Source organism: Actinopolyspora sp. BKK2 (assembly GCF_011291845.1).
Lineage (GTDB): Bacteria > Actinomycetota > Actinomycetes > Mycobacteriales > Pseudonocardiaceae > Actinopolyspora > Actinopolyspora saharensis.
Map to the genome: position 1 here is coordinate 576501 of NZ_JAANTE010000003.1, position 19055 is coordinate 595555.

General features: G+C 69.7%; 18 protein-coding genes. 9 read left to right on the top strand and 9 right to left on the bottom strand.

What is annotated here, in order from left to right; all coding sequences use genetic code 11:
* The first annotated feature begins 16 nt into the window (after window positions 1-16).
* A complete protein-coding gene (locus G9Q41_RS09445) occupies window positions 17-250 on the top strand; it encodes an Lrp/AsnC ligand binding domain-containing protein (protein ID WP_017973992.1) in 234 nt (77 codons plus the stop codon).
* Between the two features lie 91 nt (window positions 251-341).
* Complete coding sequence (locus G9Q41_RS09450) at window positions 342-932, top strand: DUF3515 domain-containing protein (RefSeq protein WP_347567505.1); 591 nt, start codon at window positions 342-344, stop codon at window positions 930-932.
* A gap of 18 nt (window positions 933-950) precedes the next feature.
* Here the strand turns inward: G9Q41_RS09450 and G9Q41_RS09455 are convergent, their stop codons facing one another.
* Together G9Q41_RS09455 and G9Q41_RS09460 are read right to left on the bottom strand one after the other, a co-directional pair.
* Complete coding sequence (locus G9Q41_RS09455) at window positions 951-2042, bottom strand: D-alanine--D-alanine ligase family protein (protein WP_165632399.1); 1092 nt, start codon at window positions 2040-2042, stop codon at window positions 951-953.
* A 46-nt stretch (window positions 2043-2088) separates the two neighbouring features.
* Window positions 2089-3501, bottom strand: coding sequence for a PLP-dependent aminotransferase family protein (locus tag G9Q41_RS09460; RefSeq protein ID WP_165632400.1), 1413 nt, complete (start codon window positions 3499-3501; stop codon window positions 2089-2091).
* A gap of 161 nt (window positions 3502-3662) precedes the next feature.
* Between G9Q41_RS09460 and G9Q41_RS09465 the strand changes: the two genes are divergently transcribed.
* The 3 genes from G9Q41_RS09465 to G9Q41_RS09475 all read left to right on the top strand — a co-directional run bounded on the left by G9Q41_RS09465 (window position 3663) and on the right by G9Q41_RS09475 (window position 6015).
* Entirely contained in the window at window positions 3663-4085 is a 423-nt protein-coding gene (locus G9Q41_RS09465) for a GNAT family N-acetyltransferase (RefSeq protein ID WP_092523063.1), read from the top strand.
* Between the two features lie 140 nt (window positions 4086-4225).
* Window positions 4226-4633: a MerR family transcriptional regulator gene (locus tag G9Q41_RS22310; protein WP_207630768.1), complete on the top strand. Its 408-nt coding sequence runs from the start codon at window positions 4226-4228 to the stop codon at window positions 4631-4633.
* A gap of 188 nt (window positions 4634-4821) precedes the next feature.
* Window positions 4822-6015 carry an MFS transporter gene (locus tag G9Q41_RS09475; protein ID WP_165632401.1) on the top strand — a complete coding sequence of 398 codons (1194 nt, stop codon included), beginning with the start codon at window positions 4822-4824 and terminating at the stop codon, window positions 6013-6015.
* 99 nt (window positions 6016-6114) lie between these two features.
* Here G9Q41_RS09475 and G9Q41_RS09480 read toward each other — a convergent pair whose 3' ends face one another.
* The 4 genes from G9Q41_RS09480 to G9Q41_RS09495 form a co-directional block, all read right to left on the bottom strand.
* The gene (locus tag G9Q41_RS09480) at window positions 6115-6561 is read right to left on the bottom strand and encodes a cysteine dioxygenase family protein (RefSeq protein WP_165632402.1); all 447 of its coding nucleotides are present in this window, start codon (window positions 6559-6561) and stop codon (window positions 6115-6117) included.
* Between the two features lie 446 nt (window positions 6562-7007).
* Window positions 7008-8108: a cystathionine gamma-lyase gene (locus G9Q41_RS09485; protein WP_165632403.1), complete on the bottom strand. Its 1101-nt coding sequence runs from the start codon at window positions 8106-8108 to the stop codon at window positions 7008-7010.
* Window positions 8109-8227: 119 nt separating this feature from the next.
* A complete protein-coding gene (locus G9Q41_RS09490; protein ID WP_165632404.1) occupies window positions 8228-9265 on the bottom strand; it encodes an NAD(P)H-dependent glycerol-3-phosphate dehydrogenase in 1038 nt (345 codons plus the stop codon).
* On the bottom strand, window positions 9258-10037 hold the full coding sequence (locus tag G9Q41_RS09495) for a lysophospholipid acyltransferase family protein (protein ID WP_092523074.1): 780 nt from the start codon (window positions 10035-10037) through the stop codon (window positions 9258-9260). Before G9Q41_RS09495 ends, G9Q41_RS09490 begins: the two co-directional genes overlap by 8 nt.
* 109 nt (window positions 10038-10146) lie before the next feature.
* On the opposite strand from G9Q41_RS09495, the gene cofC reads away from it, so the two are divergent.
* From cofC to G9Q41_RS09510, 3 genes are all read left to right on the top strand, one after another.
* A complete protein-coding gene (cofC, locus tag G9Q41_RS09500) occupies window positions 10147-10803 on the top strand; it encodes a 2-phospho-L-lactate guanylyltransferase (protein WP_165632405.1) in 657 nt (218 codons plus the stop codon).
* Between the two features lie 265 nt (window positions 10804-11068).
* Window positions 11069-13366, top strand: coding sequence for an RNA degradosome polyphosphate kinase (locus G9Q41_RS09505; RefSeq protein ID WP_165632406.1), 2298 nt, complete (start codon window positions 11069-11071; stop codon window positions 13364-13366).
* A gap of 6 nt (window positions 13367-13372) precedes the next feature.
* Window positions 13373-14440, top strand: a complete 1068-nt coding sequence (locus G9Q41_RS09510; protein WP_165632407.1) for an NUDIX hydrolase — start codon at window positions 13373-13375, stop codon at window positions 14438-14440.
* A gap of 108 nt (window positions 14441-14548) precedes the next feature.
* Here G9Q41_RS09510 and G9Q41_RS22660 read toward each other — a convergent pair whose 3' ends face one another.
* The 3 genes from G9Q41_RS22660 to leuC all read right to left on the bottom strand — a co-directional run bounded on the left by G9Q41_RS22660 (window position 14549) and on the right by leuC (window position 18171).
* Window positions 14549-15676, bottom strand: coding sequence for an HU family DNA-binding protein (locus tag G9Q41_RS22660; RefSeq protein WP_347567506.1), 1128 nt, complete (start codon window positions 15674-15676; stop codon window positions 14549-14551).
* Window positions 15677-15824: 148 nt separating this feature from the next.
* Window positions 15825-16427: a 3-isopropylmalate dehydratase small subunit gene (gene leuD / locus G9Q41_RS09520; RefSeq protein ID WP_165632409.1), complete on the bottom strand. Its 603-nt coding sequence runs from the start codon at window positions 16425-16427 to the stop codon at window positions 15825-15827.
* Between the two features lie 343 nt (window positions 16428-16770).
* Complete coding sequence (leuC, locus tag G9Q41_RS09525; RefSeq protein WP_092523086.1) at window positions 16771-18171, bottom strand: 3-isopropylmalate dehydratase large subunit; 1401 nt, start codon at window positions 18169-18171, stop codon at window positions 16771-16773.
* 86 nt (window positions 18172-18257) lie between these two features.
* Between leuC and G9Q41_RS09530 the strand changes: the two genes are divergently transcribed.
* The gene (locus G9Q41_RS09530; protein WP_165632410.1) at window positions 18258-18959 is read left to right on the top strand and encodes an IclR family transcriptional regulator; all 702 of its coding nucleotides are present in this window, start codon (window positions 18258-18260) and stop codon (window positions 18957-18959) included.
* The last annotated feature ends 96 nt before the right edge of the window (window positions 18960-19055 follow it).

Genomic DNA, 19055 nt, shown 5'->3' on the forward strand with positions numbered 1-19055 from the left:
CGAAGGGGCGATCCCCGTGGTTCAGGCTTACATCCTCATCCAGACCGAAGTCGGCAAGGCGGCAGCCGTCGCCGGTGAGATCTCCGGCGGTACCGGAATCATCAGCGCCGAGGACGTGACGGGGCCGTACGACGTCATCGTGCGTGCCGAAGCCGAGAACGTGGACCAGCTGGGGAAGATGGTGGTGGCCAACATCCAGAATGTCGAGGGGATCACCCGCACGCTCACCTGTCCCGTCGTGCACCTATGAGCGGTGCCCTCCGCTCTCCCCCTCGTGGGGGATCACCTGGCGGGCCGGGCCCGTTGCCGCTGCGGAATCCGTCCGTGCTGTAGTTGGTGACGTGCAGAAACAATCCGGTTCAGGAGGCCTGCCCAAGGGCGTGCTGATCGTGGCCGTCTCACTGGGCGTCCTGCTGGCGGTCGGGGTGGCCGCCCTCGGCGTGCTCCGCGGCGGAACCACGTCCGAAACCGGGCGGGCCGACGCTGGTGCCTCGTCGAGCAGTCCGCGGGCCGGGAGCGGACCGCTGGCCCTGCCACCGGTCGAGGCGCCGGAGGCCGAGTCCGCCGCGTGCCGGAAGGTCCTCGACGCCCTGCCCGCCGAGCTGAGCGTCGACGACGCTTCCGTGCCGCGCCGCGAACTGGCTCGTCCCGCCCCCGCCGGGGCAGTGGCCTGGGGCGACGACGAGCACAGCCCGATCACCGTGCGCTGCGGAATCACGGCGCCGGCTGAGTTGACCAAGACCTCCGAGCTGATGAACGTCTCCGGAGTGGACTGGTTGCCGGTCAGCAGCGGTGGGAACACGAGCTGGATAGCGGTCGACCGTCCCGTGTACGTGGCGCTCACCGCCTCGGACCGGATCGGGCTCGGCCCCGTGCAGAAGCTGTCCGAGGCGCTGCGCGGCACGCTTCCCAAGCGGGAGGTCTCCCCCTGACCGGAGCGGCTCACCCGCTCAGCGCAGTCCGGTACCGCGCGCCAGGGCCGTGTCGATCAACGTAGCCAGCAGTTCGGGGTACTCGATTCCCGAGTGGGCCCACATCCTCGGGTACAGCGAGCTCGGGGTGAATCCCGGCATGGTGTTGACCTCGTTGACGATCACTCGACCCTGCTCCGTGAGGAAGACGTCCACCCTGGCCAACCCCTGGCAGTCCAACGCGCGGAAGGCCGTCACCGCGGCCTCGCGCAGTCGCTCCGCCTCCTCGTCGGAGGTCTTGGCCGGGATGTCGAACTCGGTGACGTCGTCGAGGTACTTCGACTCGAAGTCGTACCACCCGGTTCCGCCCTCGACGCGGAGTTCCGCGGGCTCGGAGGCCGCGACGCCGCCGTCGGGGAACTCCAGCACGCCGCACTCGATCTCGCGGCCGGAAACCGCCGACTCGACCAGCACCTTGGGGTCGACCTTCCGCGCCTCGGCGATGGCCTCGTCGAGGTCGGCGAAGTCGGTTACCTTCGTGATCCCGAGCGAGGAACCGGCACGGGCCGGTTTGACGAACAGGGGCAGGCCGAGCCGCTGCCTGCGCGCCTCGTCCAGGGTCGCCTCGTCACGGCGGAGCACCTCGTAGTCGCCCACGGTCAGCCCCTCGGCGGCGAGGAGCTTCTTCGCGAACTCCTTGTCCATGGCCACCGAGCTCGACAGCACCCCGGATCCCGCGTAGGGCAGCCCGGCCATCTCCAGCAGCCCCTGGATGGTGCCGTCCTCGCCGTAGGCGCCGTGCAGCATCGGCAGCACCACGTCGACCGCGGACAGCACCTCCCCCGTGCTGCCTTCCTGCAGGGAGACCAGTTCGTTGCGTCCAGGGTCCGCGGGCAGCGTCAGAGCCGCGCCTTCCGTGATCTCGGGCTCCTGCCTGTCCCGGATCCGCAGCTGCTCGGAGTCCGCCGGGCCCAGCACCCAGCTGCCCTCGCGGGTGATCCCCACCGGGACCACCTCGAAGCGCTCTCGATCCAGATGGGCCAACGCGCTCCCCCCGGACACGCAGGAGATGCCGTGCTCGTTGTTCCGCCCGCCGAAAACGACGGCCACCCGGATCTTGCGCTCTGCCATACGCAGACGATACCTCCTCAGCACCGCTCACGCGGCGGGCGGCCGATCACCCTCCGCCCAGCTCCCGCACCAGCGTCGGAAGCGTCGCGCGCAGTTCTTCCCGGGAGCACGCCGCGTAACCGAGCGCCACCCCGTACCACTGCTGCTCGAAGCGGTGGTGCCTGCTCAGGCCGTCGGCCAGCACTCCGCGGGCGCGCAGCCTCGTCAGCGCTCCGCGTTCGGAGTCGGCGTCGTCCAGCGGGACCAGGACGTGCGCACCGGCCCGGTCACCGGCCGTTTCGATGCCCGCCTCGGTCAGGGCCGTCACGAGCAGTTCCCTGCGTCCGGAGAGCTCGCGGCGCAGCCTGCGCAGGTGCCGCCCCAGGTCCCCGTTCCTGGCGAGCTCGGTGAGCAACAACTGCCCCGCGGGCGCCGGACGGGTCCCCGTGAGCTCGCGATACTCCAGGATCGCTCGGCTGACCCGCTCGGGGGCCAGCAGCCAGCCCACCCCGAGGGTGGGGGTGAGGATCTTGCTGGTGGTTCCGAGGTGGACCACCACGTCGGGAGCCATCGAGGCCAGCACCGGCAACGGGGCCACGTCGTAGCGCAGTTCCCCGTCGTAGTCGTCCTCCACGATCAACCAGCCCGCCGCACGCGCGCGTTCGACCAACGCGATCCGGCGTTGGGCGGGCAACCGGCCACCGATCGGGTACTGGTGTGCCGGTGAGCAGTACAGGGCGCTGACGTGCTCGGGGATGCTGTCCACCAGGACTCCGGAGCAGTCCACCGGCGCGGGGACGACCTCGAGCCCGGAGGCGTGCAACGCCTCCACTGCACGCTGGTATCCCGGCTCCTCCACCGCCACAGCGGCTCCCCGCGGCAGCACGGAGGCGGCGAGCTCGGCCAGGGCGCTCGTGGTTCCGCCCGTGGCCAGCACCGAGTTCTCCGCGGGCCCCTCGACGACCAGTCCGCGGTGCCGCAGCAGGTGTTCGACCACGGTCGCCCGGTACTCGGGAACCCCGGCGCGGTGGGGCAGGGTCGCCGGAGCGTTGTCCCCCGCGGCACGCCAGGCACGCCGCCACGCCGCCCGGTCGATGCCCTCGGCCCAGGGCGCGCCCGGGGTCAGCAGCGTCCCCTGGAAGGAGCTCGATTCCTCCTCGTGCACTTCGCCGCCCCTGGAGACCCCCTCGGCCCCGGGCGGGGCCGCCGTCACGTAGGTCCCGGAACCGTGACGGCCCGCTATCCACCCCTCGGCGTGCAGCTGCTCGTAGGCGGCCGCGGTGACCGTGCGGCTGACGGCCAGGTGCCGCGCCAGCGCACGCGTGGAGGGCAGCCGGTCGCCGCTGCGCAGCTGTCCGCGCGTGGCGGCGAGCCGCAACGCGTCCGCGAGCTGCGCTGCCAGGGGCCTGGAATCCGTTCGATCGAGTTCGATCGCCAGCTCCAGCAGCGGGGAAGCCGGGCCGGGAATACTGGGTGGCATCTCGAAACACTCCCTGATTGGACCTTCAATACTGCCACTTCGGGAGCGATCATGAACGTGCGACCCGCGGAGACACCCCTTCGCCGGGACGAACGCGGCGTGGCTGCCGGACGTCCCGCCGGGTGCTCCGGCCCCGACCACGCGAGCGCACGGAGACCACTTTGAACGTACGGGAACTCGAGCGGGACGAGCTCCGGAAGGCCCATCCGGTGCTGCGCGAGCTGCGCCCGCACCTGACCTCGGTGAAGCGCTTCCTCGAAGCACTGGATCCCCAGCTCGACCAGGGCTACCGGCTGATCTGCGCACTCGATCCGGACGACGAGGCCCTCGCGGCGGTCGGTTTCCGCGTCGCCGACTGCCTGGCCTGGGGACGTCATCTGTACGTCGACGACCTGTGCACCCTTCCGAGCGCCCGCGGCAACGGCTACGCCACCCTCCTGCTGGAACGGGTCGAGCACGAAGCCGTCCGGCTCGGAGCACGGCAGCTCCACCTCGACTCGGGGTTGGAACGCCGTTCCGCGCACCGGCTCTACGCGAGCGCCGGGTTCACCACGCCCTCGCTGCACTTCGCCAAGAAGCTCTGAGCGGACTCCGCCCCGGAGGCGAGCCGAGCAACGACCGGGACGATGACGCGGCGCACCGAGCGAGGGGATGCTGTTGCCCGCTGCTCGGACCGTCCGCTAGTTTGACGTGGACGTCAAGGTTTCCGAGGAACGGCGAGTGCATGTCCGAGCAGGCGAGCGGCGAGATGCGAATCGGCGAGTTGGCCTCCGCGGCGGGTGTGACCACGCGCACGGTTCGCCACTACGAGCAGCTGGGGTTGCTGCGTCCGTACGAACGCGCCTCTTCCGGGTACCGCTATTACACCGAGCACGAGTTCGCTCGCCTGAACAAGATCGGTCAGCTCAAGGAGCTGGGGCTGACCTTGGACGAGATCACCTCGGTGATCGACCTGTACTTCGAGGACCCCAGCGGTGCGCAGGGCAAGCGCAAAGTTCTGGAGATCCTGCGCGGCCACCTGAACGAGACGCGGCGGCGCCGCGAAGGCCTGGAACGCTTCGAGAGCGAACTGCAGGACAACATCGCCAAGGTCGAACGGCGGCTGACCGAGATCGAAGGAACCGGGAGATAGGGGCTCGGCGGAGCTCGCGTTCCGCCGGGGTGAGCACCGGCACGCAAGACGGCACTCCTCTCCCACCGGAACCCCGGGACCTTCGCCGCGCGCGGTCCCGCTCGCACCGCGCAGAGCCCCCGAGAACGACCGTTTTTTCGCCATAACTTTTACGTTTACGTCTACGTCAAGCCAATGGGAGAGATCGGATGACACACCCGAGGAGGACCTCCGCATCCGGAACGGCCGATGAAGCGCCCTGGGCGGCTCCGCTGGCCGTAGTGGTGACTGCCGCCCTTCTGGTGCTGATGCAGCTGTACTTGGCGATTCCCCTGGCCCCGGTGGTGGGCGAGGCGTTCGGAGGTACGGGCTCGACCGCGCTGAGCACGTCCTACAGCCTCGCTTACGCGGTGGGCTTCGTGCTGTGGGGGCCGATCTCCGATCGCTACGGTCGCAAGGCGGTGCTGATACCCGGCATGAGCGCGCTCACGGTCGTGACCGCGGGCCTGGCCGCCGCACCTTCATTGACCGTGCTCGGCGTCCTTCGAGCGGCGCAGGGGTTCCTGGCCGCCAGCTTCGCCGGAGTCGCGTTGGCCTATGTCGGGGAGGCGTTGCCGCCGCGCTGGCGCTCGACCGGTATCGGAGCGGTGTCCACGGCGTTCCTGGCCGCCGGAATCGTCGGCCAGGTCTACGCCCAAGCGACCGCTCTGCTGCTGGGCTGGCGCTGGGTGTTCGTCCTCGCTGCCGCGGCGTTCACCGTCATCGCGGTACTCATGGGAACGGTTCTGGCCGAGCCGGACCGCACGAGCTCCTCGACCGGTCTGGGTCAGCGGTTCGCGCAGCTGGCCGGGTTGGTGATCCGCCGCGAGCTGATCCTGCCGTACCTGGCGGCAATGACCGTGCTGCTGGCTTTCGTGGCGCTGTACTCCGCTCTCGGCCCCCTGCTGCAGGCACGTTTCGGGCTCGACTCCGACGCCGTCCTGCTGGTGCGGCTGGCCGGACTTCCCGGGATGGTGCTGGCACCGCTGGCCGGTGGTCTCGCGGGACGGTTCGGAGCAGTCCGCCTCGCCTCCGCGGGATTTCTCGTGGCCGCGGCAGGCCTGGTGCTGACAGCGCTGAGCGCAGCCACGCTGTGGGCCCTCGTGCTCAGCAGCGCGGTGTTCGTCGCAGGCATCGCCACGACGGTCCCCTCCCTCATCAGCCTCGTCGGAGCCCGTTCCGGCCAGGCCCGCGCCGGCGGACTCGGTCTCTACGGGCTGGCGTTGTTCCTCGGCGCCTCGGCGGGGCCGCTCGTGGCCGGTCTCGAAGCCGGTTACGGCACGCTCCTGCTGGGACTGGCCGTGCTGCTGGTGCTCTCGGCGGTCCTGGTCGCCGTCAGCTCTTCCCGGCCTGCACGCGAGTGAGCACTCCGGTGGGGGGCAGCAGAGCCGGGAGAGGACTCCGACAGCAGCCCCTCCCGGCCCTCACGACCTTCAACAACCTCGGCCGGATTCTCCGGATTCTCAGGAGGACGGGCTGACCGCGCGCCACGGCCGGTACACGTGAATGCTTATCGCCGGGTCTGGCCCCTCGTTGTGCACCTGGTGGGCGTAGTTCGGCCCGAAGACCCGGGACTGCCCGGCGACGAGGGTGTGCAGCGCCTCGGCGGAGTGCTGCCCCGAATCGGAGCGCACGGCTCGTTCGTTCAGCACACCCGAGACCACGGTGAAGGCCCCGTCGGCGCCGCCGTGGTCGTGCAGCTCGGTGTGCTGGCCCGGCAGCCAGCTCAGTATCCAGACCTCGTGCTCGGCGGTGCGCCGCAACAGCAGGGCCCAGCGCCGCTCACGGTCGTAACGCACCAGATGAGCCCAGGAACGGCGGGCGGCCGCCGTCTCGCGGGCGATTCGCACGGGATGCGCCCGAGTCAGGTCGGACGCGTTCGCGACAGTATTGGGTGGCACGGCGAACAACGGTGGAACAGTCCTTCGTTATCGATAGAGCGGAAAACGACACGCGACGGAAGCGATCAACGGCCCTGACAGCCGCCGATCGGAAGAACCTTCAACACGAAGGACACAACGCGCTGGCCACCAAGCGCAGTTCGACGTGACGACGGGGACCGCCACAGGCCCGGACCGTCGCCGACAAAGTCTTCACAGCGCGCAACAACACGATTTCGAGTCAAGCAACCCCGCTCGGCACCGTCAAGGCCAGTCCCTGCGGGGGAGCAAGATCTCACACGGCCGTGGTCACCGCCACGAGGGACGCTGCGCAGGTGCTCACCGCACCACCCCGGTCGAGCGCACTCACCGATGTTTGGAGGGCGAGCGGTCTGCTCGGTCGGCGGGCAAGCGGCTGCGCCGCTCGCCCCGCCTAGGCGGTCGGCACCGCCGAGCAAACCGATCCGCGCACTCGCTCAGTCCAGGGCGGCGAGAACGTCCGCCACCAGATCGGCGGTGTCCTCGCAGCCCGCGGAGAACCGCACGAACCCCTCGGGCACCGAGTCGCCCCACTGCGCCCGCCGGTCGGCCGTGCTGTGCACCCCGCCGAAACTGGTAGCCCCCGAAACCAGCCGGCTGCGCTCGAGCAACCGGCGCACCGCTTCCGCGTCCCGCAGCTCGAACCGCAGCACCCCTCCCCAGCGCCGCATCTGGCGGCTCGCCAGCTCGCGAGCGGGGTCGGAAGGCAGTCCCGGCCAGCGCAGTCCCGAGACCGAGGGGTGCTCGGCCAGCGCCTCGGCCAGCGCTGCCGCGTTGGCGGCCTGCCGCTCCAGTCGGAGGTCCAGAGTGGCCAGACTCCGGTGGGCCAGCCAGGTTTCGAACGGGGCGGGCACGGCCCCCGAGAGAGTGCGGGACCTGGTCAGCCGTGCCGCCAGTTCCTCGTCCGCGGTGCTGACGTGCCCGAGCAGCAGGTCGCTGTGCCCGCAAACCGCCTTGGTGTCGCTGGCGACCACCGCGTCGGCACCCAGTTCCAGCGGACGCTGCCCGAGCGGTGTCGCCGTCGTGTTGTCCACGGCGAGCAGCGCACCCGCGGCATGGGCGCGTTCGGCCAGCTCCGCGATGTCGCAGACGTCCAAGCCGGGATTGGACGGGGTCTCCAACAGCACCAGGCGCGCGCCCTCGAACGTCTCCTGCGGGAACGGGCCAGGAGTGGGCACCTCGCGGACGTCGAGGTTCAGTTCGGACAGCTCCGTGCGCACGAGGTCCCGCGTGGCGTAGTAGCCGTCCGCGGGCAGCACGAGCGCGTCCCCCGCGTGCAGCACCGTCCGCAGCAACGTGCCGATGGCGGCCATTCCGGACGGCAGCAGCACGCAACTGCCGCCGTCCAGCTCACCGAGGGCCCCCTCCAGAGCACGCCACCCCGGATTGCCCGCCCGTCCGTAGAAATCCGCGTCCCCCACCCGGTCGGCACCACCCAGGTGGTACGGCGCGGCGAACACCGGCCCCGGCATGAGCGGTTCGGCCACGGCCGGATCCGATTCACCGCCGTGCACGCAACGCGTACCGTCACCGAGCAAGGGAGTTCTCCTTTTCGCGATCCGTTCGTTCCTGCCACTTCCGGGAAGCACCGCTCAGGACCCGCAAGTCGCATCCGCGCGCCCCGTCCCGCAGCACGAGGTGCGGGCACCGACGCCGCTCACTCGGGCTTGGGCTCCCGCCCCAGCAGCTCGGCGGCGGCGGGCACGGGGTCCAGGTCCTCGTGGCACACGCGGTGGACGACCTCGGCTATCGGCATCTCCACCCCGTGCCTCTTCGCGAGCTCACGCAGCGCGGTGCAGGACTTGACCCCTTCCGCGACCTGCCCGTGCGCGGCCCGCTGCGCCTCGGCCAGGGATTCCCCCCGCCCCAGTCGCTCCCCGAACGTGCGGTTGCGCGACAGCGGGGAGATGCAGGTGGCCGCCAGGTCCCCCATGCCGGCCAACCCCGCGAAGGTCATGGGATCCGCACCGAGAGCCGCCCCCAACCTGCCCGTCTCGGCCAGCCCCCTGGTGATCAGGGTGGACATCGTGTTGGAGCCGTACCCCAGGCCGGAAGCCACGCCGCAGGCGAGGGCGATCACGTTCTTGCAGGCACCGGCAACCTCGACACCGACGAGATCGGTGTTGGTGTACGGCCGGAAATATCCGGTCGAGCAGGCCCGCTGCAGCGCCACGGCCCTGTCGTGGTCGGAACACGCGAGGACCGTGGCCGTGGGCTGCTCGAGGGCTATCTCCTTGGCGAGGTTGGGCCCGGAAACCACGGCCACCCGGTCGGCGGCCACATCGGCCACTTCCGCGATCACCTGACTCATCCGCTTCAGCGTGCTCAGCTCCACCCCCTTGGCGAGGCTGACCAGAGTCACCCCCTCCGGGAGCAACGTCCGCCAGCTCGCGAGGTTCTCCCGCAGCGTCTGGCTGGGTACCGCGAGCACGACGGCATCGACGCCGCTGAGCGCCTCGGCGGAGTCGTCCGTGGCCTTGAGCGTCCCGGGAAGGGTGACCCCGGGCAGGTACTCCTCGTTGACCCGCTTCCGCTCCACCGTCTCGGCCACGTGCGCCCGCCTGGCCCAGAGGCACACCTGAGTGCCCGCGTCGGCCAGCACCTTCGCGAAGGTGGTTCCCCAGGAGCCCGCCCCCAGCACGGCGACCCTGTCGATCCTCCGCTCCCCGGACTCCGCGACGACTCGCTCAGCCATGGTCCTCTTTCCCGCTCACCCGCTTCTGCCCCGAGTAGAACGAGACGGGCGGCTGCTCGCCCCGCACCTGTCCGAGCTGGTCGCGCACGCGCGACATGACCAGTTCGGTCACTTCCCGCAGCGTCCGGTTGTCCACCTCGCGCTCGCGGTACTCGGACAGGTCGATCGGCTCGCCGAAGCTCAGGGTGACCTGTTTGCGCGGCAGGGGGCGGAAGCGCTTGTTGTAACCGTCGTAGATCTCCCTGGTCCCCCAACGGGCCACCGGAATCACCGGAACGTCGTGCTCCAGCGCCAGCCGCGCCACGCCGATCTTGGGGGTCATGGGCCAACCGTCGGGGTCCTTGGTGATGGTCCCGTCCGGGTAGATCAGCACGACCTTGTCGTTGTCCAGGGCCTCGTGCGCCTCGCGCAGGCTCTTCTGCGCGTCCACCGTCCCCCGGTAGACTGGTATCTGCTCGACCCCGCGCAGGACACCGCGCAACACCGGAACGTTCCAGAGCGTGCTCTTGGCGAGAAACCGCGGGAGTCTTCCCGCGCGGTGCACCGCCACGGCGTCGTAGACCGGGTCGAGATGCGACACGTGGTTCAACACCAACAGCGCGGATCCCTCGGCCGGGACGTTGTGCAACCCGACCAGGCGCGTGCGGGCCAGCAGCGTCTTGATCGGGTAGAACACGGCCACGGCTGTCAGCAGCCAGAGCTTGCCCAGTACACCACGTCCGCGTTCCTTGGTTCCCCTGCGGGAACGCCGCAGGCTCTTCGGATCGGACACCCCAACTCCTTTTCGTTTCCGGCGGCAGCCAACATACCCGTTGCCGTGATTCGGCCGGGAACGACCGGCAGCGTGGCAAAACATCGTTCCCGAGGCGCAACATGGTGGAGTGACCTCCGGAGTTCAGCTGCTCGTTCCGATCAAACCGCTGCACCTGGCCAAGACCCGCCTGCGTGGCGCGAGCGAACCCGCGGACCGCCATTCCGGACTGGTGGCTGCGCTGGCTTCGGACACGGTCGTGGCCGCGCGCTCCACGACTTACGCGGTGGAGGTGATCGTAGTCACCTCGGACCCCCACCTGACCGCCCTGTTCCGCGACAACGGCGTGGAAGTGCTCGACGACTCCCCCGCCTCCGGGCTCAACGCGGCCCTGCGGTACGGCGACCGGGTGCTGCGGCAGCGGAACCCCGAAGCACGGGTGGGCGCCCTGCAGGCCGACCTCCCCGCGCTGAGACCCGAGGACCTGGACGCGGCGATCACCGAAGCCGGCGCCGACCGGGTCTTCTGCTCCGACGGGCAGGGCACCGGAACCACCCTGCTGCTCGCGCGGCGGGGAAGCGCGTTGCGCCCGGAGTTCGGTCCCGGCTCGGCGCGGGCGCACCGGAACGGCGGTGCCCGCGAACTGCGTGCTCCCCTGGAGTCCCTGCGCCGCGATGTGGACCTGCCCGCCGACCTGGAGGCGGCGGCTGCGCTGGGCCTGGGCGCGCACACGAGCACGCACGTCCGCGCGGCCGAGGGCCCGGAGTCGGTGCGCGGTCCCGCCTGATCGAAGCCCCCGTTCGAGGCAACAGCGGGCCGGCCGAGTCCTCCCTCCGCTTCCTCGGGACCTCCCGCTCCGGGAAGCGACCACCTCGACGGGACGAACCCGAGCACCTCCGAACGACCGAGCGCGCAGCTCCCGCACCAGTGCGCATGCCCCGTTCCGGAGCCGCTCCCCTGTACCAGCAACCGGGCGGCGGACAAACGAAATTCACACAGTCGACATCCGATCGGGTGAGCGTTTCACCTGCTTCATGGGTGAGAATGGGGCCGTGAGCACGGACGGCGACGATCGGCTTTTCGGGACGGTCCCGCAGCAAGGCAATGAAGACAGCCCCAATCGGCCGCGGCAACAAGGGCCGTCCGACTGGAGCGCGGAGGATTCCCGACACTCCTCCACCGCTCCGGAGGCCCGCACCGAATCGGCCGAGCAGCGCACTCGCGCGGACGGCGAGCCGGAAGGAGCGCGCGTTCCCGCGGCTCCACCCGCGGTGACCAGAGCCGCCGCGAGCACCGATCTGCCGGAGAACCGGTACCTCAACCGCGAGTTGTCCTGGCTGGACTTCAACGCGCGCGTCCTCGCCGTGGCCGAGGACCACTCCCAGCCACCCCTGGACAGGGCCAAGTTCCTGGCCATCTTCGCCTCGAACCTGGACGAGTTCTACATGGTGCGCGTGGCCGGCCTCAAAAGGCGTGAGGAAACCGGCCTGTCCGTGCGCAGCACCGACGGGCTCACTCCGCACGAACAGCTCGCGCGCATCTCGGCGCGGAACCAGGACCTGGTGGAAAAGCTCGACCGCGTGCTGTTGGACGAGCTGCTTCCCGAGCTCGAGGCCAACGGCATCCGGATCCTGCGCTGGGCACAGCTCGGTGAGGCGGACAAGGCCAAGCTCACCCGCTACTTCCAGGACCACGTCTTCCCCGTGCTGACCCCGCTGGCGGTCGATCCCGCGCACCCGTTCCCCTACATCTCCGGGCTGTCGCTGAATCTCGCGGTGATGGTCACCGACCCGGACGCCGGGATCAAACGCTTCGCACGGGTCAAGGTCCCGGACAACGTGGTCCGGCTGATCCGCGTGGAAGAGGAGCGCGATCAGCAGCGCAGCACGTTCGTGCCGCTCGAGGAGATCATAGCCGCCCACCTGGACAAGCTCTTCCCCGGAATGGAGGTCAGCGAGCACCACATCTTCCGGGTGACGCGCAATGCCGACCTCGAGGTCGAGGAGGACCGCGACGAGGACCTGCTCCAGGCGATGGAGCGTGAGCTCTCCCGTCGTCGGTTCGGCCCTCCGGTGCGGCTCGAGATAGCCGACACGATGAGCCGCACCATGCTCGAACTGCTGCTGCGCGAACTCGACGTCGATCCCCACGACGTGGTCGAGGTGCGCGGACTGCTCGACGTGTCCTGCCTGTTCCAGCTCGAGAAGCTGCAGCGCCCCGACCTGAAGGGGGGCGCGTTCGTCCCCGCCACGCATCCGGCCTTCAGCGAGGGCAACACTTCCAAGAGCATCTTCGCCACCCTGCGCGAAGGGGACGTGCTGGTGCACCACCCGTACCACGCCTTCTCCACCTCGGTGCAGAAGTTCATCGAGCAGGCGGCGCTGGACCCGCAGGTGCTGGCGATCAAGCAGACCCTCTACCGCACCTCGGGGGACTCGCCCATCGTCAACTCGCTGATAGACGCGGCCGAAGCGGGCAAGCAGGTGGTGGCGCTGGTCGAGCTCAAGGCCCGCTTCGACGAGCAGGCCAACATCCAGTGGGCGCGCGCGCTGGAACGTTCCGGCGTCCACGTGGTCTACGGCCTGGTGGGCCTGAAGACGCACTGCAAAACCGCGTTGGTGGTGCGTCAGGAGGGCTCCACGCTGCGCCGCTACTGCCACCTCGGGACGGGCAACTACAACCCGAAAACAGCCCGCATGTACGAGGACCTCGGTCTGCTCACCGCCGACGACGACATAGGTGCCGACCTCACCGACCTGTTCAACGTGCTGACCGGATACGCCAGGCACGACACCTACCGCCGCATCCTGGTCTCCCCCCAGGGGATCCGCACCGGGATCGTCGAGCGGATCGAGGCGGAGACGGCCCTGGCCAGGGCAGGCGAGTCCGCGGGCATCCGGATGAAGGTGAACTCGCTGGTCGACGAGCAGATCATCGATGCGCTCTACCGGGCTTCACTAGCGGGCGTGCGGGTCCGGATCGTGGTCCGCGGGATCTGCGCCCTGCAGGCGGGGGTGCGCGGACTCAGCGAGAACATCGAGGTCAGGTCGATCCTCGGCCGCTTCCTGGAGCATTCGCGGGTGTTCCACTTCCAGGGGACGGGCGAACACTGGATCGGCAGCGCCGATATGATGCACCGGAACCTCGATCGACGCATCGAGGCCCAGGTGCAGGTGACCGATCCCAAGTTGACCGCTGAGTTGGACGCGTTGCTGGATTCCGCGCTGCACCCGCAAACCCGCTGCTGGGTGCTCAACGAGAAGGGCGACTGGGAGGCCTCCCCCCGGCAGGATCAGCACGTCAAGGACCACCAGGTGGAAATGATCCGACAGCACGGCGCGAAGGTGTGAGGTGAGATGTCCCGCGGCGACTCGGACTCGAACACCGGGTTCGTGAGTTTTTCGACGGTGCCGACGACTTCCGCGGCCGACACCGTGAACGAGGCTCCGGAGGCGGCTCCGGCCGACCACCTCGTCGACGAAGGGGCTCCTACGATCCATGCGGCCGGGGCGGTGCTGTGGCGTGCGACGCAGGAGGGGGAACCGGAGGTCGCCGTGGTGCACCGCCCCCGTCACGGGGACTGGTCGCTGCCGAAGGGCAAGCTCGATCCGGGTGAAACGCTGGCCCACGCCGCGGCGCGCGAGGTCTCCGAGGAGACCGGGTTGGACTGCGTGCTCTCCCGGCACCTGCGCCGAATCAGTTACACGGTCCCCACTCCCGAGGGCGGTAGGGCCCGCAAGTTCGTCCACTACTTCGCCGCGCGAGCCCGCCCCGGCGAATTCGTCGCCAACGAAGAAGTGGACCGGATGCACTGGGTCCCCGTCACTCGGGCCCACGAATGGCTCACCTACACTGACGACAACAGCGTGTTGGACTCCTTCCGGAGCCTTCCCCGCTCGTTGAGCACCGTGTTGTTGGTACGACACGCCAAGGCGGGCAAGCGCGCGGACTTCGCGGGGGACGACGACCTGAGGCCGCTCAGCAGTCAGGGGTGGGCCCAGCAGCCGGCGTTGCACACCCTGTTGTCGCTGTTCGGCCCCGAGAGGGTGCACTCCGCTCCACGAGTCCGGTGCGAACAGACCGTGGCCTCCATCGCCGAGGAGCTCGGAGGGCACGTGGAGCCCGAGCCCACGCTGTCCGAGGACGCCTATCGCGCCGACCCGGAAGCCGGGAGGCAACGCCTGCTGCGGATCGCTTCCACGCACGAGACCGCCGTCGTGTGCAGCCAGGGCGGTGTGATTCCCGATCTGATCGGCCGACTGGCCAAATCGGCCGGCGTCGATCCCGGTGAGGTCAACAGCCGCAAGGCCAGCGTCTGGGTGCTCTCCTTCCTTCCCGGAACGCACGAGGACGAGGGAACCGGTCCCACACCACGGCTGGTCGCGGCGGACTACTTCCCCGAGCCGGCCCCGGCTCCCTGCTGAGCACGACAACCGCGGGTGCGGCCCCACTGATCGACGGCCACCGACTCGTATCGTCTCCGAACTCCCCGGAGGGGTAGCTTGCCGCGACCGGCTGGACGGTCCGCGGCGTCACTTCTTGGTGCCCCGCCCCGTGGTGGACTTGCGGGTGGTCGAAGCGGTGGAGCTCTTGCCGCTCGTCGACTTGCTCGTTCCGCTCTTGCCGGTGCCGCCGGTGCTCGTCTTCGACGAGGTCGACTTGCTCGTCCCCGACTTGGCGGCCGTTCCGCCCGACTTGGCGGCCGTTCCGCTCGACTTGGCGGCCGTTCCGCCCGACTTGGCGGCCGTCCCGCCCGACTTGGCGGCCGTCCCGCCCGACTTGGCGGCCGTCCCGCCCGACTTGGCGGCCGTCCCGCCCGACTTGGCGGCCGTTCCGCCCGACTTCGACGTCGTGGTGGTCGACTTGGTCGCCGCACCACCGGACTTGGAGGCGGTACCGGTCGTCGACCGCGAAGTGCGCGACTTCGTCCCGGCTGAGGCCGTGGCACGGCTCGTGGTGGTACTCGCGGCGGCCGTCTTGCCCGTGCTGCGTGAGGTGCCGCCGGTGCTCGTCTTCGATGAGGTCGACTTGCTCGTCCCCGACTTGGCGGCCGTCCCGCTCGACTTGGCGGCCGTTCCGCCCGACTTCGACGTCGTGGTGGTCGACTTGGTCGCCGCACCACCGGACTTGGAGGCGGTACCGGTCGTCGACCGCGAAGTGCGCGACTTCGTCCCGGCCGCGGGGGTCGTCGACTTCGCGGTGGTGCGGCCGCCCCCCGTCGCAGTCGTGCGCGTGCTTGCGGAGTCGCTCTTCGCGGTGCTGGAAGTCCCGCGGCTCGCGGTGGTACCGGCCCTGGCGGAACCGGCCCGGGGAAGTTTCCGCTGTCCTCCCACGACTTCCTTGAACTGGGTCCCCGCCCGGAAAGCCGGCACGTTCGTCTTCTTGACCCGCACCGTCTCCCCGGTGCGGGGGTTACGCGCCGTACGGGCGGCACGGGCGCGCTTCTCGAAAACGCCGAAACCGGTGATGTTCACCTTCTCGCCCTTGTTCACGTTGCGGACGATAAGGTCGACGACGTTGTCCACTGCCTGACTCGCGGTCTTTTTGTCACCGAGGCGTTCGGCCAGTGCCTCGATTAGTTGCGCCTTGTTCACGTCAGTCCCTCCCAGGACAACTACGGCCCGTCGGGCCGACTCAAGGGCCACGGTAAATCTCCGCACCGACCGATGCCATTCGCCACGCCCGCTTTCCCCGCGGCGCCGCGCCGTTGTCCCCCGGGAGAAGCCGACAACGAGGTGTCCGCGCTCCTGCTCCTCGTGGACGCGTTTTCCCGGAAAGCACCGCCGAAAACGCGCCCACGCGAATGGATCACTCCGGCGGGGTGGACAGAGTGCGCGGCAGAAAGCCCGGCCTGGAACGCTCGAAGGCCTCGATGGTCTCCTCCGAACGCATCGTCAGACCGATGTCGTCCAGCCCCTCCAGCAGGCGCCAGCGCGTGTAGTCGTCCACCTCGAAACCGATGGTCAGGTCCTTGGCCTGCACCGTCCGAGCGCTCAAATCCACCGTGACCTCGGTCCCGGGCTCGGATTCGAGCAGCTTCCACAGCAACTCCACATCGGACTGTTCGCACTGCGCCGCCAACAATCCCTGCTTGCCCGCGTTGCCGCGGAATATATCGGCGAACCGCGAAGAAATGATCACGCGGAACCCATAGTCCTTCAACGCCCAGACGGCGTGTTCCCGTGACGAACCGGTGCCGAAGTCGGGGCCGGCGACCAGCACGCTTCCCCGATCGAACGGCGCGGTGTTCAGAATGAAATTCTCATCGGAGCGCCAGGCGGCGAACAACGCGTCCTCGAATCCGGTACGCGCGACCCGCTTGAGGTAAACGGCCGGAATGATCTGATCCGTGTCCACGTTGGATCGACGCAGCGGCACGCCGATACCGGTGTGCGTGGTGAACGGTTCCATGTTTGGCTCCCTGTGTCGCGAGACCGCGAACTACGCGGTCGGAGGACTTCTCGGGGACGTTCTCGAGCTCGACGGGACGGGGCGGCGCATCCGCACCGCCACGATCCCGGCCCCGGCCCCCGCACCGGGGCCGGGTCTCACCCGGTCACTCACCGGGGTTCCCCGTCGTGCTGGTGATCGGTGTGGTGCTTCGACGCGGGCAGCGCCGAAACGGCCACGTGCCCGGACCGGCCGTGCGCGATTCCTCCGTGTGGAGGTCCGCAACGCCGGAGCGCCCGCTCACGGGGCCGCGAGAGCCCCTGCCGAGCGGCCACCTCGTCCGGCAAACTCCGGAAAGGCCTCCTCAGAGGTCCTCCGGCGAGGACAGCGTGCCCCGCACCGCTGTCGCGGCCGCGACCACGGGCGAGACCAGATGAGTGCGTCCCCCCTTGCCCTGGCGCCCCTCGAAGTTGCGGTTGGACGTCGAGGCCGCGCGCTCCCCCGGACTCAGCTGGTCTGGGTTCATGCCCAGGCACATGGAGCACCCCGCTGAACGCCACTCGGCTCCCGCGGCGGTGAACACCTCGTCCAGCCCTTCTTCCTCCGCCTGCTGGCGAACCCGCATCGATCCGGGCACCACGAGCATCCGCACCTCCGAGGAGACCGGGCGCTCCCGCAGGATCTCTGCGGCACTGCGCAGGTCCTCGATCCTGCCGTTGGTGCAGGAGCCGAGGAAGACCGTGTCCACGGACACGTCGCGCAGCGGCGTCCCCGCGGTGAGGTCCATGTACTCCAGGGCCTTCTCCGTGGCCGCCCTCGACTCCTCGTCGGCGATCTCCGCGGGATCGGGCACCCGCTCCCCGAGCGGAACTCCCTGCCCCGGATTCGTCCCCCAGGTCACGAAGGGGGTGAGCGCGTCGGCGTCGATCGTCACCTCGGCATCGTAGACGGCGTCGGAGTCGGTGCGCAGCGACTTCCAGTACTCGACGGCCGCGTCCCAGTCCGCGCCCCGCGGAGCGTGGGACCTGCCCTCGAGGTACTCGAAGGTCGTCTCGTCCGGCGCGATCATCCCCGCACGCGCGCCAGCCTCGATCGACATGTTGCACATGGTCATCCTGGCTTCCATGCTCATGGACTCCACCGCGGAACCGCGGTACTCGAGCACGTAGCCCTGTCCGCCGCCGGTGCCGATCCGGGAGATGACGGCGAGGATGACGTCCTTGCTGGTCACGCCGGGGCGCAGCGTTCCCTCCACATTGATGGCCATGGTGCGGAAGGGGCGCAGCGGCAGCGTCTGGGTGGCGAGCACGTGCTCGACCTCAGAAGTGCCGATGCCGAAGGCCAGCGCTCCGAACGCCCCGTGCGTGGAAGTGTGGCTGTCCCCGCAGACCACGGTGGTTCCCGGCTGGGTCAGCCCGAGCTGTGGCCCCACGACGTGGACGATGCCCTGTTCGGTGTCGCCCATCGAGTGCAGGCGAACCCCGAACTCGGCGCAGTTCTTGCGCAGGGTGTCCACCTGGGTGCGGGAGACCGGATCCGCGATGGGGAGCTCGGCCCCCTCCGTGGGAACGTTGTGGTCCTCGGTGGCCAGGGTCAGATCGGGGCGGCGCACTTCGCGCCCCGCGAGTCGCAGTCCCTCGAACGCCTGGGGACTGGTCACCTCGTGCACGAGGTGAAGGTCGATGTAGAGCAGATCCGGCTCGTCCCCGGTCCCGCGCCGCACCAGGTGCTCGTTCCATACCTTCTCGGCGAGCGTGCTACCCATCGCTCCTCCCCTCGTGGACGTGGGACCCGAGTGGCACGGCTCCCACTTCGTGGACATCCCATATTGCGGGACGTTAATATCGCCCCGTGGGAGAGCATAGCGGTATAGGTGTTCTGGACAAAGCAGTGGCCGTCCTGCAGGCGGCCGCCGAGGAACCGTGCGGCCTCGCCGAGCTCTGCGAGCGTACGGGTTTGCCCAGGGCAACGGCACACAGGCTGGCAGTGGGACTTGAAACGCACCGAATGCTGAGACGGGGGTCGGACGGTCGCTGGCGCTCCGGTCCCGCCCTCGGGGAACTCGCCGGCGGCGCCGTCGACCCGCTCCTGGAAGCGGCCGCTGCCGTGTTGCCCAAACTCCGCGACATCACCGGGGAGAGCGTGCAACTCTACCGGCGCGACGGCATGCAGCGCACCTGCGTGGCCACGGCGGAACCCCCCAGCGGGCTGCGCGACACCGTCCCCGTCAACACGGCACTTCCCATGACGGCGGGTTCCGGAGCGAAGGTGCTCGCCTCATGGGCCGATTCGGCCACGCAGCGAGCCGTGCTTGCCGAAGCCGTCTTCGGGGAACGAACCCTGATGGAGGTGCGCCGCCGGGGCTGGGCGCAGAGCGTCGCCGAGCGCGAGTCCGGGGTGGCGAGCGTGTCCGCCCCGGTGCGGGACTCCGCCGGAACCGTGGTGGCGGCCATCTCGGTCTCCGGTCCCATCGACCGCATGGGACGCCGTCCGGGAAGCAGGTGGGCCGCCGACCTGCTCGCCGCGGCCGAGGGGCTGCAGAACAGGCTGTGAGCGGGCTCGCGTCCGCTGCGGAGCTCGACGACGCTCCCGTGCCGGTAGGATCCGGCGCGGGAGCGCGCTCGAACCACGCCCGTGACCGGACTCCGC